At 41.5% G+C, this 16,962-nt stretch carries 17 protein-coding genes; 4 read left to right on the top strand and 13 right to left on the bottom strand.

The window, feature by feature from the left end; genetic code table 11:
* Position 1: 1 nt before the first annotated feature.
* From thrS to FTT85_RS09750, 3 genes are all read right to left on the bottom strand, one after another.
* Entirely contained in the window at positions 2-1,924 is a 1,923-nt protein-coding gene (gene thrS, locus FTT85_RS09740; protein WP_078189589.1) for a threonine--tRNA ligase, read from the bottom strand.
* Positions 1,925-2,250: 326 nt separating this feature from the next.
* Entirely contained in the window at positions 2,251-3,402 is a 1,152-nt protein-coding gene (locus tag FTT85_RS09745; RefSeq protein WP_180183440.1) for an alanine racemase, read from the bottom strand.
* A gap of 57 nt (positions 3,403-3,459) precedes the next feature.
* Positions 3,460-4,740, bottom strand: coding sequence for a D-arabinono-1,4-lactone oxidase (locus FTT85_RS09750; RefSeq protein WP_180183451.1), 1,281 nt, complete (start codon positions 4,738-4,740; stop codon positions 3,460-3,462).
* A 535-nt stretch (positions 4,741-5,275) separates the two neighbouring features.
* On the opposite strand from FTT85_RS09750, the gene FTT85_RS09755 reads away from it, so the two are divergent.
* Positions 5,276-6,916: an acyl-CoA synthetase gene (locus tag FTT85_RS09755; protein ID WP_111884733.1), complete on the top strand. Its 1,641-nt coding sequence runs from the start codon at positions 5,276-5,278 to the stop codon at positions 6,914-6,916.
* 174 nt (positions 6,917-7,090) lie between these two features.
* Here FTT85_RS09755 and yjgA read toward each other — a convergent pair whose 3' ends face one another.
* The 9 genes from yjgA to mazG all read right to left on the bottom strand — a co-directional run bounded on the left by yjgA (position 7,091) and on the right by mazG (position 13,764).
* Positions 7,091-7,624: a ribosome biogenesis factor YjgA gene (gene yjgA / locus FTT85_RS09760; protein ID WP_078189593.1), complete on the bottom strand. Its 534-nt coding sequence runs from the start codon at positions 7,622-7,624 to the stop codon at positions 7,091-7,093.
* A gap of 2 nt (positions 7,625-7,626) precedes the next feature.
* Positions 7,627-7,896, bottom strand: coding sequence for an HPr family phosphocarrier protein (locus FTT85_RS09765; RefSeq protein WP_067763492.1), 270 nt, complete (start codon positions 7,894-7,896; stop codon positions 7,627-7,629).
* Positions 7,893-8,744: an RNase adapter RapZ gene (gene rapZ / locus FTT85_RS09770; protein ID WP_078189595.1), complete on the bottom strand. Its 852-nt coding sequence runs from the start codon at positions 8,742-8,744 to the stop codon at positions 7,893-7,895. Before rapZ ends, FTT85_RS09765 begins: the two co-directional genes overlap by 4 nt.
* 22 nt (positions 8,745-8,766) lie before the next feature.
* Entirely contained in the window at positions 8,767-9,615 is an 849-nt protein-coding gene (gene panC / locus FTT85_RS09775) for a pantoate--beta-alanine ligase (protein ID WP_078192648.1), read from the bottom strand.
* A gap of 3 nt (positions 9,616-9,618) precedes the next feature.
* On the bottom strand, positions 9,619-10,428 hold the full coding sequence (gene panB / locus FTT85_RS09780; protein WP_180183441.1) for a 3-methyl-2-oxobutanoate hydroxymethyltransferase: 810 nt from the start codon (positions 10,426-10,428) through the stop codon (positions 9,619-9,621).
* A gap of 46 nt (positions 10,429-10,474) precedes the next feature.
* Complete coding sequence (gene folK / locus FTT85_RS09785; protein ID WP_180183442.1) at positions 10,475-10,960, bottom strand: 2-amino-4-hydroxy-6-hydroxymethyldihydropteridine diphosphokinase; 486 nt, start codon at positions 10,958-10,960, stop codon at positions 10,475-10,477.
* The gene (pcnB, locus tag FTT85_RS09790) at positions 10,957-12,426 is read right to left on the bottom strand and encodes a polynucleotide adenylyltransferase PcnB (protein ID WP_180183443.1); all 1,470 of its coding nucleotides are present in this window, start codon (positions 12,424-12,426) and stop codon (positions 10,957-10,959) included. The genes folK and pcnB overlap by 4 nt, the downstream gene beginning before the upstream one ends.
* A 134-nt stretch (positions 12,427-12,560) precedes the next feature.
* Entirely contained in the window at positions 12,561-12,992 is a 432-nt protein-coding gene (locus FTT85_RS09795; protein ID WP_111884737.1) for a ComEA family DNA-binding protein, read from the bottom strand.
* Entirely contained in the window at positions 12,970-13,764 is a 795-nt protein-coding gene (gene mazG, locus FTT85_RS09800) for a nucleoside triphosphate pyrophosphohydrolase (RefSeq protein WP_180183444.1), read from the bottom strand. Before mazG ends, FTT85_RS09795 begins: the two co-directional genes overlap by 23 nt.
* 104 nt (positions 13,765-13,868) lie before the next feature.
* Between mazG and FTT85_RS09805 the strand changes: the two genes are divergently transcribed.
* Positions 13,869-14,645 (top strand): SDR family oxidoreductase, encoded by a 777-nt coding sequence (locus tag FTT85_RS09805; RefSeq protein ID WP_180183445.1) that lies wholly within the window; start codon positions 13,869-13,871, stop codon positions 14,643-14,645.
* Between the two features lie 165 nt (positions 14,646-14,810).
* Positions 14,811-15,230, top strand: coding sequence for a hypothetical protein (locus FTT85_RS09810; RefSeq protein WP_180183446.1), 420 nt, complete (start codon positions 14,811-14,813; stop codon positions 15,228-15,230).
* 87 nt (positions 15,231-15,317) lie between these two features.
* Here FTT85_RS09810 and FTT85_RS09815 read toward each other — a convergent pair whose 3' ends face one another.
* A complete protein-coding gene (locus tag FTT85_RS09815) occupies positions 15,318-15,959 on the bottom strand; it encodes a 4'-phosphopantetheinyl transferase superfamily protein (RefSeq protein WP_180183447.1) in 642 nt (213 codons plus the stop codon).
* A 277-nt stretch (positions 15,960-16,236) separates the two neighbouring features.
* Between FTT85_RS09815 and FTT85_RS09820 the strand changes: the two genes are divergently transcribed.
* Positions 16,237-16,806 (top strand): hypothetical protein, encoded by a 570-nt coding sequence (locus FTT85_RS09820; protein WP_180183448.1) that lies wholly within the window; start codon positions 16,237-16,239, stop codon positions 16,804-16,806.
* Positions 16,807-16,962: the final 156 nt, after the last annotated feature.

Consider the following 16,962-nt stretch of genomic DNA (forward strand, 5'->3'; position numbering starts at 1 on the left):
TTTACTCCACAATGTACCGGCCGCGTTCGGCTACGGCTGCTTTTACTAGGTCAACGAATGCATCAATTGACATAGTACCCAAATTTTTTCCAGAGCGAGTACGGACGTTTACAGTACCTTCCTCAACTTCACGGTCCCCAAGAACCAATAAGTAAGGAATACGCTCTAAAGTACGTTCACGAATCTTAAAGCCGATTTTCTCATTTCTCAAGTCTGAAATCGCGCGGATACCGCTTTCTTTAAGTTTAGCGACGACTGACTCACATGCTTCAGCTTGTGAATCGGTAATGTTCATCACACATGCTTGAATTGGAGACAACCAAGGTGGCATGAAACCAGCATAGTGTTCAATAAGTATACCAATAAAACGCTCGAAACTGCCAAGAATTGCACGGTGCAACATTACAGGCTGATCACGGTCGTTATCTTCAGTCACATAAGACGCATCTAAACGTTCTGGTAAGTTAAAGTCACATTGAATTGTACCGCACTGCCATACACGACCTAAGCAGTCTTTCAATGAGAATTCAATTTTCGGACCGTAGAATGCGCCTTCACCCGGTTGAAGTTCCCACTCTAGGCCTGCAGCATCTAAAGCATCTGCTAAAGATTTTTCTGCCATGTCCCAAAGTTTGTCATCACCCACACGTTTTTCTGGACGTGTCGACAACTTCATTTGTACTTCTTCAAAGCCGAAGTCTTTATAAACATCTAATGTCAGTTTAATAAAGTCTGCAACTTCAGTACCGATTTGTTCTTTGGTACAGAAGATATGCGCATCATCTTGTGTAAAGCCACGTACACGCATAATGCCGTGTAATGAACCCGATGGTTCGTTACGGTGACATGAACCAAACTCAGCCAAACGAATTGGAAGATCACGGTAAGATTTCAAACCTTGGTTGAAGACTTGCACGTGACATGGGCAGTTCATTGGTTTTACTGCATAGTTACGGTTCTCTGAGTGAGTCGTAAACATGTTTTCAGCATAGTTAGCTGCGTGCCCTGATTTTTCCCAAAGCGTGAAATCAACCACTTGCGGTGTACGAATTTCTTGGTAACCATTAGCTTGTTGAACTTTACGCATGTATTGTTCAAGCACTTGGTAAATCGTCCAGCCGTTTGGATGCCAGAACACCATACCCGGCGCTTCTTCTTGCATATGGAACAAGTCTAACGCTTTACCAATTTTACGGTGATCGCGTTTTTCAGCTTCTTCAATACGTTTAATGTAGGCAGCTAACTGTTTTTTGTCCGCCCAAGCTGTACCGTAAATACGTTGTAGCTGTTCGTTTTTCGCATCACCGCGCCAGTAAGCACCAGAGATTTTAGTCAACTTGAACGATTTTAAGAATTTAGTATTTGGAACGTGCGGACCACGACACATATCCAAGTAGTCTTGATGATAGTACAAGCCCATTTCAGTTTCTTCAGGCATGTCTTCGATCAGACGCAGTTTGTATTCTTCGCCGCGTGCAGTGAACTCTTTGATCACTTCATCACGTGGAGTCATTTTTTTGATGACATCATAGTCTTGGTCGATGAGCTTTTTCATGCGCTCTTCGATTGCTGCCATGTCGTCTAAAGTAAAGGGACGTGGCATCCAGATGTCATAGTAGAAACCTTCTTCAATGACAGGACCAATGACCATCTTTGCTTCTGGGAACAATTGCTTAACTGCATGACCCACCAAGTGCGCACAAGAGTGACGAATGATGTGAATACCATCTTCATCTTTAGGCGTGATAATTTGTAGGCTAGCATCTTCTGTAATTAAATCAGACGCATCAACTAAACGATCGTTTACACGACCCGCAACTGTATTTTTTGCTAGACCAGGACCGATGCTTTGAGCAACTTCCATCACAGACACGGCATGATCAAATTCTTTTTGATCGCCATTTGGCAAAGTGATAATTGGCATATAAAAATCCTTAAGGAGTGATGCCCCGTACAATGGAGCATGTCACCGCGAGATTATGATCGAGGGAGACCCTCAAAAGATAAAAACGGTGGATAAATAAAATTCGACCTAAATTTTACACGCCCTGCCAACTTTAATAAACCTCTAATCCCATGGAAGTTGATTTTTCTACCGCCTTTTACAAGACTCCTGATAATTCAAGCAGATTTCAGCCGAAATACGCTTTATGCTGTCAACATAATAATCACGTTCTCATTCATAACTGATGTTACGCACGTAAAAAAAAATTGCGAAACAATTGAACCAAAGAACGTAAGGACGCTTTTTTATTCTCTGAATGTCTCTAAGGCGATCAATTGATCTGATTGATACAACCAAAGCTGTGCAAATTGAGGGATGATCATTTCACTTTGCGCAGGGCGTAAAAAAATATAATCATCTATGTCTATGCTACTTGTCTGCGGAATTTGCACAAGTTCCTGATTACTACTTCGACCATATAATGCATGGGGCTGACTGCCTTGAGGATAAACATAGTCCCCTCGCCAATAGCCTCCATAAATAAACACAGCCTGAGATTTTGCCCAACGACTGAGCCATTCTAACTGTGGTAATTCTGTCCTTGGCAACACTTTTAACACGGGTGTGGCGATCCACAAGGCACTTTGGAAAGCGTGTAAATTTTTCAGTTCAAAATCTGCAGGTTTTAATAACATCGAGCCAAACGAGACTTCGTTACAGACACTCTGCTGACAATGAAAACTAAAACTAGGACTACCACCACCATTCCAACAGGTGTGTTCATCACATAAGGTTGGGTAGCGCTGTTCTACATAAGCTTTGAATTGTTGATAACTTTGCTGGGACTGTTGATAAGTCTGTTCAGCAGATTGGATCAGCCGTGGAATCTTCGCCACATGTGCGTCATAGCCCATTAATCCTGAAAATTTTAAATGTTGGGGATGTTGAACGATTACATCCAAAACAGCCTTTAGCTCATCGATCGTTTTCAGACCTCCACGGTGTAGCCCCACATCGATTTCAATATTGATGCGTAGACACAGTTGATGCTGCTCAGCAAATTTGAGGTATTGGGCTAAACGCTGTTCACTATCAATCAGCCATTGCACTTGCGATTGCGTTGCCTGCAAAAAGGCCTTGTCTGCATGCTTCAAGGCCTGAATCGGCATCGGTTTCCCAAACAACACATCGGCTTGCGGCATCGATTCGAAAAGTGTTTTCAGATGTGCAAAATGAAATAGCATGAAACGCTGTGTCTGAAGCTGTGTAGCACAATGTTGGAGCAATGCCATGCAGGCCAAGGATTTCACCACCAAGCGCGGATGCAGACTGTGTGGTATCTGCTGCTGAGTGATCACCAAGTTGTGATTTAATGCTGCAACATCCACAATTAACTGCGGCATCCCCGTACCATTTTGTTTTAACAGTGAATTCAACTTTTGAAAATATGCATCCATGCCATCCCCTTTTTCATATCGTTCGATTGGTCTTCAACGTTTAACTTTCCACGATGCCTAATCAATCAGCAACTGCTGTAGCTCGGGACTGAGCCACTTTTGCTGAGGATCTAATTCTTGTCGAATCTTTAAAAAATCCTGCCACTTGGGGTACACATTTTGAAGCTGCCGCGCATTTAGGCTATGCAATTTCCCCCAATGCGGACGCCCGCCATATTTTAAAAAAATCGGCTCCACGAGCTTAAAGATGACTTGATAATCTTGCTTATAGAACTGATGCACCGAAATTGAGGCCGAATCTTGCTGATAAAACGGACTGAGCCAAATATCATCCCCACGTACAAGTCGATATTCTAGCGGAAAAAACATCGGCACCTTATGACGTCGAAGGGTATGCAAAATTTCTTCTAAACAATTCATCCCGTGTTGCAGCGGAATCTGGTATTCCATCTCATTAAATTTTGTATTTCGAGCAGAAGGAAATATTCGACTTGACCAATCTACGCTCATCGAAGGTTTGACAAAAACACCCAATAATTTTTGTAGCCATGGATTCAGTGGTGGAAAGAATCGCGTCAATTCTGCACAAAATTTGAGTAATACGTCGTCATCTAAGCACTGTTCTTTCCGCGGTTGAAGGTTATCTTCCGTCTCATCTAAGGTTTTTAAAATAACCTGATCGGCATGACTAAATACCCAGAACTCAATATGTCGATGTGCATATTGCCATTGCTGCATATTCTGCATGACATCTTTCAGCGGACATAATCGCGTTTGTTCTTTGAGTTTATACATCGGCCGATTTTGCAGCTGTACATGCGTCAGCACGCCTAAACTCCCGAGTGAAACACGCCCTGCTTGGAAAATTTCGCTGTTCTGTTCAGCACTGCATTGTAGTAATTCGCCCTGCGCGGTTAATAACTCAAACCCCGTAACCAATGCCGATAAACATGGTAATTCGAGTCCGGTACCATGCGTCCCTGTTGCAATCGCTCCAGCCAAACTTTGACGATCAATATCACCTTGATTAATCAGTGCCTGATCAAAAGACGCGAGCTTCTCCCCCAAATCAAATAATCTTGTGCCAGCTTGGACGGTACTTTGGCAGCGTTCTACATCGATATCTAGAATGCCTTTGAGATGATCTAAACGTACTAAGGTATCTGTAGTTTTTGCCAAAGGGCTAAATGAGTGCCCTGCGCCAACCAAGCGAATCTTAGGATGGGATTGCACCACATCCATTAATTGCTCAAGATTTTGCGGTTGTGTAAATGACTTCGGGATCGACTTCTGAGCACCTGACCAATTTTCCCATGCAATGTCGTGTTGAATTGTCATATTCATCCTTGTCGCCATACTTTTTATTGTATTTAGCCGTATTGTTTTATTTTTGATTTCCGCTTTTGCAATGTTAATGTACAAGCCATCTTGATTTTTTACTTAGATTATACGAAGTTTCGCATCTTCTCAAATTTAAATTTATTGTTAAAAAACAGCAAATAAGCCACGATCAATTAAAGAAAATATCATTCGTTTATATCCCCACAAAGACTATTCAAGGCGCTCTACATTATTCGTTAAGCATCATTCAAACCGAATCAATAAAAAAGATCACACACGGAAATATCTGCAAAATCAGCATAAAAAACCAACAATTATTGTCTATTTTTCAGCTAAATTATTTATTCTAAAAAATCAATTTTGAGAACCACAGGGTTCATTTTCGTCACTTTACTGTTTTTATTTTATTCAATTTCAATAACTTAAAAATTTAGTGTAAATACTCGACTAAAGCATAAATGCAGAGAAGCTACGGACTGAATTATTGTTAAGTCAGATTTAAAACAAATAGACATGGACTTGGAGTACCACGATGGTTAGCGCATACGATGAATTGCCACGGACCCCGGCAAATTTTGTGGCACTTTCGCCTCTACGTTATTTAGAGCGTGCAGCTTATATTTATCCTGATCAGGATGCCATTATCCATGGCAATCGTCATATTTCATGGCGCCAAACATATAACCGCTGTCGTCAATTTGCACATCAGTTGCAACAATTAGGCATTGGCAAAAACGACACCGTGTCTGTGTTATTACCGAACGTTCCGGCTATGGTTGAAGCACACTTTGCCGTACCGATGGCGGGTGCTGTACTAAATACGCTAAATACACGCCTTGATGCGAAAACCATTGCCTTCATGCTGGAACATGCAGAAACCAAAGTCCTGTTGGTTGACCCTGAATTTGCTCAAGTTGCCACCGAAGCTTTGGCTCTGATCGATCAAGACATTTATGTCATTGATGTTGCAGATGCTGAATTTGAAGGCACAGCACAACCGATTGGACAAATTGAATTTGAAGACTGGTTGGCGCAAGGCGATGCCAACTTTGAGTGGCACTTACCTCAAGATGAATGGGATGCGATTAGTTTAAGCTATACCTCGGGTACCACAGGGAATCCAAAAGGCGTGGTGTATCATCACCGCGGCGCATATATCAATGCAGCGAGTAACATCATTGCTTGCGGCATGACGCCACGTGCAACGTATCTGTGGACGCTTCCTCTATTCCACTGTAATGGCTGGTGCTTTGCTTGGACAATGGCAGCCAATGGCGGAACCAATATTTGTCTACGTAAAATTGACCCTGAACTGATTTTCAAACTGATCGCAGAACACAAAGTAGATTATTTCTGCGGTGCGCCAATCGTACTTTCAATGATGATCAATACGCCTGAAGAGAAAAAAGCGCAATTTGACCATCGCGTTGAAGTGATGGTTGCTGGTGCAGCGCCACCTGCAGCGATTATTGAAGGGATGCGTAATATTGGCATCAATGTCACACATGTTTATGGTTTGACTGAAACATATGGTCCATCGGCACTTTGCGCATCGCAAGCTGGTTGGTCTGATCTTTCCATTCAAGAACAAGCACAGTTGCATTCTCGCCAAGGTGTGCCATACCCGCTTCAAGATGGCATGAAAGTCATTGATCCTGAAACCATGTTACCTGTTCCGCATGATGGCCAGACCATGGGTGAAATCATGTTCCGTGGCAACATCGTAATGAAGGGTTATTTGAAAAACCCAGAAGCAACGGCTGAAGCCTTTGCCGGTGGCTGGTTCCATACCGGCGACTTAGCCGTCTGCCAACCTGACGGTTATGCCAAAATTACTGACCGCTCTAAAGATGTGATCATTTCAGGGGGTGAAAACATTTCATCGCTCGAAGTAGAAGAAATTCTATATCAACACCCTGCTGTACTGACAGCTGCAGTGGTTGCAAAACCTGACCCTCGTTGGCAAGAAGTGCCTTGTGCCTTTATTGAATTAAAAGCAGGTAAAGAAGCAACGCCTGAAGAACTGATCGAATTCTGTAAGCAGCACCTTGCACGTTTCAAAGTACCTAAAGATGTAGTGATTACCGAAATTCCAAAAACCTCGACAGGTAAACTTCAGAAGTTCGTTCTCCGTGAATGGGCTAAAGAGCGCGCTGTTGGTGAATTTGGTTAATGTTAAAACTCAAAAGCCAAGCATGATTTTTTCAACATTTAAGCAAAAAAAGCGACCTAATCAGGTCGCTTTTTTGATATGAAGTCTATAACTTCACGTTTTGCTTTAATGATCAGATCATGTTGAATTCTCTGATCATTGAGCTATCTATGCACTTGGCTATCTAATCATGCATTAGTTATCAGATAATAAAGCCACTTGTTGAATGTAGTTAAACAATTTCAACTTTGACGCAGTCAGTTCTTCTTCGCTTACATTTTTTGCTATATCACGTTGAATACGCAAAATATGCTGACGAATAGGATGATGTTCAGCAGCATTATGTGCTTTCATGAACTCTTTAATGACGGGATCACCTTGGGCAATCATACGTTCAGTCCAGCGTTGAAGCTGCGCTGTTTTTTTCGCACCTTGCTGCGGGGTTAAGTAAGATAAAATCATGGTTTCATCTTCATTACGCAGTAATTTACCTACACGTTGAAACTGACGGCGTCGCGCTTCATGTGAAGTAATGGTTTGTGCATCTAGTAGTGCTTCGATCAGACGCTCTTCAACAGGAAGATTTTTAATCTGTTTAGGATTCAGTTTTGCAAGTTCCTCGCCCAAAGCAGCCATACGTTGTACAGCTTTCTTTTGCTCAGTTTTACTTGCACGTCCTTCTAAGGATTCAAAGTCTTCTTCTGTATAGCGGTTCGGTCGACGTGCCACGTTTAATCTGCCTCGTAAAATTTTGCTGCAAACAGTGCTTGAATTTCAGATAAAGCTTTTTCTTCATCTGCACCTTCAATCACTAAGCGTAAAGTTGTGCCCTTGCCTGCGCCAAGCATCAGCAAAGACATAATATTTTTGGCATCTACTAATTTTCCACCCTTACCAATTTGAATCGACGAGCGAAATTTGGTCGTGACTTCGATTAGCTTGCCAGATGCACGCGCATGTAAACCCAGTTTATTAATTACGTCAACAGTTGTGTCGATCATGACCAGTGCTTCATTTCTCTATGTAGAACCTGAATAGACCATTTTGCCTCAAGTGCTTTTTTTAGTCTATCTACGATATATACCGAACGGTGTTGCCCACCTGTACAACCGATCGACACCGTCATGTAATGACGATGCCCTTCGGCAAATGCCGGCAGCCATTTATCCAAGAAATTATAAATATCTTGGAACATTTCATTGGTTTGTTCACTTTGTTGTAAAAACTGACGAACTGGCTCATCCAATCCTGAATACTTACGCAATTCCATATCCCAGTGTGGATTGGGCAAATGACGGACGTCAAAAACATAATCTGCATCGAGAGGAATACCATGCTTATAGCCAAAAGACTGTAAGATCAAAATTAAATTATCTGCCTGTCCGAGTTTAGACAGCAAGGTATGTTTTAAATCATGTACGCTCTTGTCTGTAGTATCAATATGTACTGTCGAGCGTAATTGAATCGGTAACAGTAAAGATTTTTCTTCCTGTATGCACTCATTTAAACTTTTGAAACGACTTGCCAACGGATGGGGACGTCGAGATGAACTGAATCGCGCAATCAATTCCTGATCACGCGTGGTCAAATAAATAATATCGACTGAGCCATGGCGTTGTAGCTGTTGAAAAACCAAATCGAACTCTTGTAAATCTGCACGTGTACTGCGGACATCCACACCCAGTGCCAATTGTTCAAGATTATTTTCTGAATCGAGTTTTTCAACAATTTCGGGGAGTAAGGCCAATGGCAAATTATCGATACAGTAATAGCCCAAATCCTCAAGTATCTGTAATGCAGATGACTTTCCAGATCCAGATTGTCCTGTAACAATTAAAATGCGCTTCATCGCTTGCTACCCCATAGCCGTTTTAAACTGCAGTATATTTAACCTGCATATTATCAATAAGACGTGTTGCGCCTAATTTAGCCGCAATAAACAACACCACGTCTTGATCAAATTCTTCAATTTTCTGTAATTCAGGTGTACGTGCTTCAACATAGTCCACAACAAAACCCGCTGCTGTCAATGTTGCTTTAATATTCGCTAACACATCTGCAAGTTGAGTTCCAGCATGTAATTCTGCCTCAGCCGTTTTCAAGCTTTGGTAAATCGTTGGTGCAATCGCACGATTTTCCGCACTTAAATAACCATTACGTGAGCTCAATGCCAAACCATCTTCAGCACGAGTAATCGGCACACCAATCACTTCTAGTGGAATATTTAAGTCACGTACAAACTGACGAATCACTGCAAGTTGCTGGTAATCTTTTTGCCCAAAGAATGCAAAATTCGGTTGAACAATATTAAAGAGTTTTGTCACAACAACAGCAACACCGTCAAAATGACCCGGACGCTGCTCGCCACACAAATCATTGGTAATGCCGCCCACGCTAATATTGGTTAAGCGCGGTTTGTTGCCATACATTTGTTCAACAGTCGGTGCAAACACGATGTCACAACCCACTTCAGCCAATAAGTGCTGATCTTGTTCCAAAGTACGTGGATAGTTGTCAAAGTCTTCATTTGGACCAAACTGAATTGGGTTAACGAAAATACTCACCACCACGACATCACACAGTTTACGTGCTTCACGAACTAAATTAAGGTGACCTTCATGCAAGTTCCCCATCGTTGGTACAAAACCAATGATTTTGCGCGCAGCACGTGCTGGATTTAGCGATGCACTTAAACCTTGAATCGTTGTTTCAGTTTTCATGTCTTACAGCTCAATTTGGAATGTATGTTCTTTGGCAGGGAAACTACCATCAAGTACGGCAGCATGATACGCCTTAAACGCATCCACAATTGCCGTTTCCCCTGCTTGCTCTTTCATAAAGTTGCGAACAAATTTCGCCACGTGACTAAACGTCAGTCCCAACATATCTTGTTGAACCAAGACTTGAGCATCCGTTTCTGCACCGGCACCGATCCCAATCACAGGTGTATTTGGGAATAATTCACTAATTTCTTTACCCACTTGGGCAGGAACACATTCCAAAAGTAAAATTGCTGCACCTGCATCAACCACAGCTTTACAATCTGCAATGAGTTGATTCGCGGTTTCGCGTGTACGTGCTTGCACTTTATAACCGCCAAACACATGAACCGATTGCGGAGTTAACCCTAAATGCACACACACTGGAATACCATTACGGGTCAATACTTCAACTGTTTCTGACAACCATGCGCCACCTTCCAATTTGACCATCTGCGCGCCTGCTTGCATCACGATCTTTGAGTTCACTAAAGCGTCATTCAAAGTGGCATAGGTCATAAATGGCAAATCAGTCAAAATAAACGCATGTTTATTGCCACGACGCACTGCTGCAGTGTGATATACCATATCTTCAACAGTGACAGGTAAAGTTGAGTCATTCCCTTGAATGGTCATCCCCAATGAATCACCAATCAGAATACTATCGACTTCAGCAACTTCCATTGCTTTTGCCATGCTCGCATCATAGCAAGTCAGGCAGGAGAATTTGCGGCCTTCCGCTTTAAATTTTTTCAAGTCACTTAGACTAATCATTTCAATATTCCTCAGATGACGGCTTTCTCAAGTGGTCATACAAAAATTAAAGATGGGCCCAGTTTCCTGCATCCAATACAGTTAAATTTGGATTATTCAAAATAGGTAAATCTTTTAATGGTTGTCCTTTAATCAGTAGATTCTCATCTAAATCCAACAAAGGTTTCAACACAAAATCACGTTCTAAAACACCAACATGAGGCACCGTCAAACGTTCATTTTGAATGTGCTGTTCACCATAAATCAGTAAATCTAAATCAAGTGTACGCTCCCCCCAATGACGTAGGCGTACACGCCCCGACTCTTGTTCAAAGCGTTGCAATTCATCCAACAAGGCCAAAGGTGCTAGATCAGTTTCTAATGCAACCGCTGCATTTAAATAATTCGGCTGATCTTGTGGACCCATTGGCGGGCTTTGATACAGTTTTGAGACTTTCACTTTTCCGAGTGTTGCAAGTTTATGCACCGCTTCACTAAGGATCTGTAGAGAATCACCTAAATTACTGCCTAAACCAATATATGTCAGCGTCATTGTGTTGGCCCAAAAATAACCTGAGTCAAATCTCGTTTCACACGTTTACGTTTTAAAATCGGATGATCTGCACCAATTTCACCACTGGCTGACGCTGCAACGATTGACACTGTCTCTAGACTATTGGCATGTGATTTAGGCTTACGTTGACGGCGACTTCTGCTTTCTGGTTCATTCACCAGCGGTTCAATTTCAACTTGCTGATGAGTAGAAGTTTTGGCTTCCACATCTTCATGCGCCGCTTTACGACGACTCTTGGCACGTTGACGATTATATTGGCTAATTGCTCGTTCTTTTTCGTCAGTGCTCATCTGCTGATAAGCATCCCACCACTGCCCCATGCCTTGCGTGGTTGTATCGCCCGATTTTTCACGCAACAGCAGAAAGTCAAAGCCTGCACGGAAACGTGCATGACCTGAAAGTGCTTCAATTTGCTGTGGTTTTGGACTTAGTAAACGGGTTTGCATTTCCCAAACTTCACGAATAAATGTTTCGGCAAAGCGTGGAATAATGGTTCGTGTAGCCTGACGCTTCAATACATCCAAGCCTGCTTGAGCACGCGCTTCAGCAGGAACCACACCTTTATTCAGATAGAACGTACAACGTTCTTGGAACGGAATCCACAATAACACGGCATAGAAAAATGCAGGGTTAATGGTTTTCCCAATCGAAATACGTTGATCGGTATTTTTTGCAGCCAACTCAATAAATGGCGTTACGACTGGTTTGATATCTGCAAATAATTGATACCAAATACCAAAATCGATCAGCATCGGTAAGACGCGATTGAGATGCCCCATGGTAAAAAGCTTTTGTGACTCATCGTATAAACGATGTGGAGACACATCACGCAGCAATTGAGTAAGTTCTGGAGTAAAGACATCCAGAATTTTTTGATCAATATTAAAGTTTAATTTGGCTGCAAAACGTAAAGTCCGAAGCATCCGCACAGGATCTTCTTCAAAACGTAGTTGTGGATCACCCAATAAACGCAACATTTTATGTTTTATGTCATCTACTGCATGACAAAAATCTAGCACTTCGCCTTTGCGTGGTTGGTAATACATTGCATTGATCGAGAAGTCACGACGTGCAAAGTCTTGCTCAATCGTACCCCAATTATTATCACGTAAAATCATGCCCGCAGCAGAAGTCACGGCTTTTTTAGGCGGCGCACGGAAGGTCGCAACTTCGATCAGTTCACGTCCTGAGTAGACATGCGCCAGCTCAAAACGACGACCAATAATTCGGCAACGTCGCCCGAAGACTTCTTTCACCTGAGCTGGTGTCGCATTAGTTACAGCATCAAAATCTTTAGGTGCATGACCCAACATTAGGTCGCGGACGCTGCCACCCACGATATAAGCTTCATAGCCTGCCTTAGTTAAGGCATCAATCACATCTAAAATGGAAGAAGGTAATTGTGCGGTTGATAAACCACATTTGGACGCGCGCAAAGTTTGCAAAAGACGCTGTCTCCTACGTCTGAACGTAAAATTCTTAAGATGTCGCTAATGATATCTCTAACACAATCAAAGGGCAATTTGATTATCTCGATGCTCAAGCTGAGCTTAACCTAATTCTTTTTTTTACACTTCACTTAAAGTGCCAATTTTGCTTTATTTTTAGCAAACAGCGCAGGACCGATTCCCTTAACCTGTTGAATATCATCAATGCTTTTAAATAAGCCATTACTTTTACGATATTGCACAATGGCTTCTGCTTTTTTCTGACCAATCCCATGTAATGTTTGCAGTTCATCAACTGAGGCTGTATTTAAGCGTACTTGATCTGATCGACTATTTTGCTGAGTGCTGGGTCGTGACAAATAATAGTTGGTATTGCTCGGTGCAGTTGTCGCTTTGGACTTCGAGGCCTCAGATTGCTTTTTTAATTGCTGATCTTGAGCTTGCTGCATGGCTTTCCATTCCGCGTAGCCCGAAGGGCTTTGAGCAAAAGTTAAATCTGCCATTAAACCCAAAACCAAGACAAGTAATTGTGTAGAGTATTTATTCTTTAGGATGTGGTACATATTCAGCCTGTTGTTTTAATTGTTGTTTTGCCTGTTCCCACAACTGATCCATCTCAGTTAAGGACAAGTCTTCTACATGTTTTTGTTGTAATGTGGCCTGTGCTTCAATATAAGCAAAGCGGCTTCTAAATTTATGAATGGTACTTAAAAGTGCCATCTCACTTGAGATGCCAATCTTACGTCCAACATTCACCAAAGAAAATAAGCAATCACCAAATTCATCAAATATTTCGTCGGATTTTTTGCCTGCTAAGGCCTCTTTTAACTCCCCTAGCTCTTCCTCAAGCTTGCCATAAGCCCCTTCAATATCTGGAAAATCAAAGCCAATTTTCGCCACATTTTTTTGGATTTCATCTGCTTGGCTTAATGCAGGAGCATGTTTAACCTCATCTAATCTAGATACTGATTTCCCTGCTTTTTCTTGTTGTTTAATCTGTTTCCATAGTGTTGCCACATCATCCGCATTGAGTGCTGAGAATTGCTCTGCCTGAAACACATGGGGATGACGGCGAATTAATTTATCTGTAATGGCTTGCACCACATCTTGAAAATCAAATGCGCCTTGTTCGCTATACATCTGCGACTGAAAAACCACTTGCAGCAACAAATCCCCCAGTTCATCTCGTACTTCGTCAATCTGACCTGAACGAACCGCCGCTTCAACTTCATAGGCTTCTTCGATGGCATAACGAGTCAGACTTTCAGGGGTTTGCTTTTGATCCCATGGACATTTTTCACGTAATTCTTTCATCACTGCTAATAATTGTTCCATGTGAACTCCAGCTATTTACTCATCAGTACATTGTTTCGATTACAAAATTTGATATGCTCAAAATTCACTCAGGGAATGAGCAACTCAATTCAGGGAAGCATAACATGCAAAGTATTTTTATTAGTGGTGCAGGACAAGGGATTGGCGCAGCAATTGCACGACTATTCATACAACAAGGCTATAAAGTTGGGCTTTACGACATTAACCAATCTCAAGTCACCTCCTTAGCTGCTGAACTCGGTAGCCATGCCAAAGCTGGACATTTAGATGTAACACAACCAGAGCAGTGGCAAAGCGCTTTAGCTGAATTTGTTGCTTGGGCAGGTCAGCTGAATATCTTAGTCAATAATGCCGGAATTCTGCATTCAGGCAGCTTTGAACATACGGAACTGTCTGCACACCACCGTACGATTGATATCAATGTCAAAGGGGTGATAAACGGTTGCTATGCGGCATTCCCCTATTTAAAACAAAGCAATTTTGCTCGTGTGATTAACCTCTCTTCGGCTTCAGCAATTTATGGACAAGCCGATTTAGCCAGTTATGCCACATCTAAATTTGCTGTCCGCGGGTTCACTGAAAGTTTGGATATTGAATGGCAAAAATACAATATTCGCGTTTTAGATGTGATGCCTTTATTTGTTCAAACCGCGATGGTGCAAGACATGGATGCCCAAAGCATTAAGAAAATGGGCGTCAATCTTCAACCGAGCGATGTCGCTCAGCAAATTTATACCTTGGTACAAAAAAAGGATACGGTCTTAATGGCCACACATACACCTGTGGGGATGAAAGCTAAATTTTTATTTAATTTATCGAAGTTTAGCCCGCAATTTGTCAACCGCTTAAGTAATATTTGGATTGCACAAAAACCCAAATAGCAACGTGTTACTAATCATTTAATTTTGCAATCATATTTGTACGCAAATTACACAAAGTTACACAATTGTCACATTTTAACAGGACAAAATTCCTTTTTTTGAATAATATTCACCCGCCCATTACTTTCGGGCGTTTATTTTCTAACAATAAAAGTGAATTATTTCATGAAAAAATTACTTGTTCTTGCAACTGTTACTTCTATTTCAATTTCTGCTTTTGCTACAACTCAATTCGCATCTTCAGAATTAAAAGCGATGGATTGTGCAACTCTTGCTGTTGAAAAAGCGAATGCTAAGCGCTCTTTAGAAGCTGCTGAAAAAAACATTGCAAACATCCAAGCATCTGCTCAAGCGCCAGGCAAATCATTAAGCAAATTTGCTGGTTTAGCGGGTGGCGCTCTTGCTGCTTTCGGTGGTAACTCTGAAAAAGCTGCTCGTGCAGGCAACATTGCAAACAGCTTGGCTGGTGAGCAAGATACTTCTGATGCAAGCAACCTTGAACTTCAACAAGCGAACAAATCTGCTGCTCAAGCAAACATCGACAACATTGGTATCTACCAAGGTTCTAAAAAATGCAAAATCTAATCTAATGCCAGTTTAGATTGATTTTCAAAAAAAGCCCTGTTCAGCCAGAACAGGGCTTTTTTTATAGTTATTTTATTTCATACCGATTTATAAGACATTCAACTCAATTTTCGGCAAATGAAAGCCTCGGCAAGATTGTTCACTTTGCCATGCCACCGTCAACATCACATGCGGCAGTTGAATATTCTGATAAGCAAAAGTGCCAATGGTGGGATGGCTACACATCCCACCATTCTGCTCAGGATGACACTGCGTATTCAGTTCATTCAGGTTCACTCGAATCCCTAAACCTGACGCTTTAAGTACCGCCTCTTTGGTGGTCCAAACTTTAAACCAAAAATCAGGATCATGCTCACAGCTCTCCCAATGAAGCAATTCTTCGGGATGAAAACTGTGTTGAGCCATCGCTTCAAAACGGACTTTTCGATTTAAATCCTCAATATCCACACCAATATTGGCGATTTTTTCACTACTGGCCAAAACATAATGCTGCTGGCTATGACTATGATTAAAATGAAAGTGTGGCAAATCAGGAAGAAAAGGCTTACCAAACGCAGACTTTGAAAAATCTGAATTTTCAAATGATCTATTAAGCCGCTGCGCAAGTAATTGATTGCGATATTGGTAAATGGCTTGTTTACGCACAGCAATTACCTCTTGACGACTCAAGCCATGCGGCTCCACAAAGAAGTCAGTAATTGCACTATATTCAAGCTGAATTTTCGCCATAAGTTATTGATCCAATATCTTTTACACTACGTCCATGACGCTATATTTTATGCGACTCTCCGACACAAAATACACCACAATACAGATGAGCGCATCGGTCCTTTGACTCGTCGAGATTTTAAAACTCAGTTTAAAAATATTTTAACCCACTTAAGAAATACTTAATATTATAAATATATTCAAATACTTAAGTATAATAAATATTTTAAATACATCTTCAATTAGATAAAATACTCTAGATTCTTATAACTTTAATTTAAAACTCGGGGTAAATCAGATGCTAAGAAAAATCACGTTAATCAGTTCACTTTGTGTCCTACCATGTTTCACTCAAGCAGGCTTATTGGATGCAGCTGTTGCAGTAATGGGTGCCAAAAATGGCGCGATCATGGACCAAGCTGAAGCTCGTATGAATCAAAGCCGTCAAGAAGCTGCCAATGCCGTGGCTCAAGCAGACCGTGGCTATGCCTCAAATTTCAATCAAGCTAGTCAAACCAACAATAGTGTTTATAGCACCAGTTATTTAAAAACCTTAGATTGCACTGACCTAAGCGTTGAGCGTAAGACCTTTGAACGTACATTGGAAGCATCTCAACTGGCATTAAGCCAAGCGTCAGCACAGCAAAATAATCAAGTTTCAAAATGGGCTGGTCTTGCTGGCAACGCGCTATCCGCATTTTCAGGTCAATCTGAAACAGCCGCGCGTATGGGTCAATTTGCGACAGCTTTTTCGGGCAATAAAAATACACAACAGGATAGCAGCAGCGCACAGCAAGCCATGGAAATTGCTCAAGCTAATCTAGATAATATTGATATTTACCGCCAAGCTAAAAAGTGTAAAAACTAATTTCTACATCTTTTTACTTTGTACACGACAAAAAAGATAACTCATTGAAATAATGGCATAATACTTGTTTTCTGACGACGAATATGATGACACATTTCAATGAGTTACATCTCATCTTAAACAAATATCTAAAGTGGAACAAGTCACATGCAAAAT

It is taken from the genome of Acinetobacter sp. YH01020 (assembly GCF_013420275.1).
Classification (GTDB): Bacteria; Pseudomonadota; Gammaproteobacteria; order Pseudomonadales; family Moraxellaceae; genus Acinetobacter; species Acinetobacter amyesii.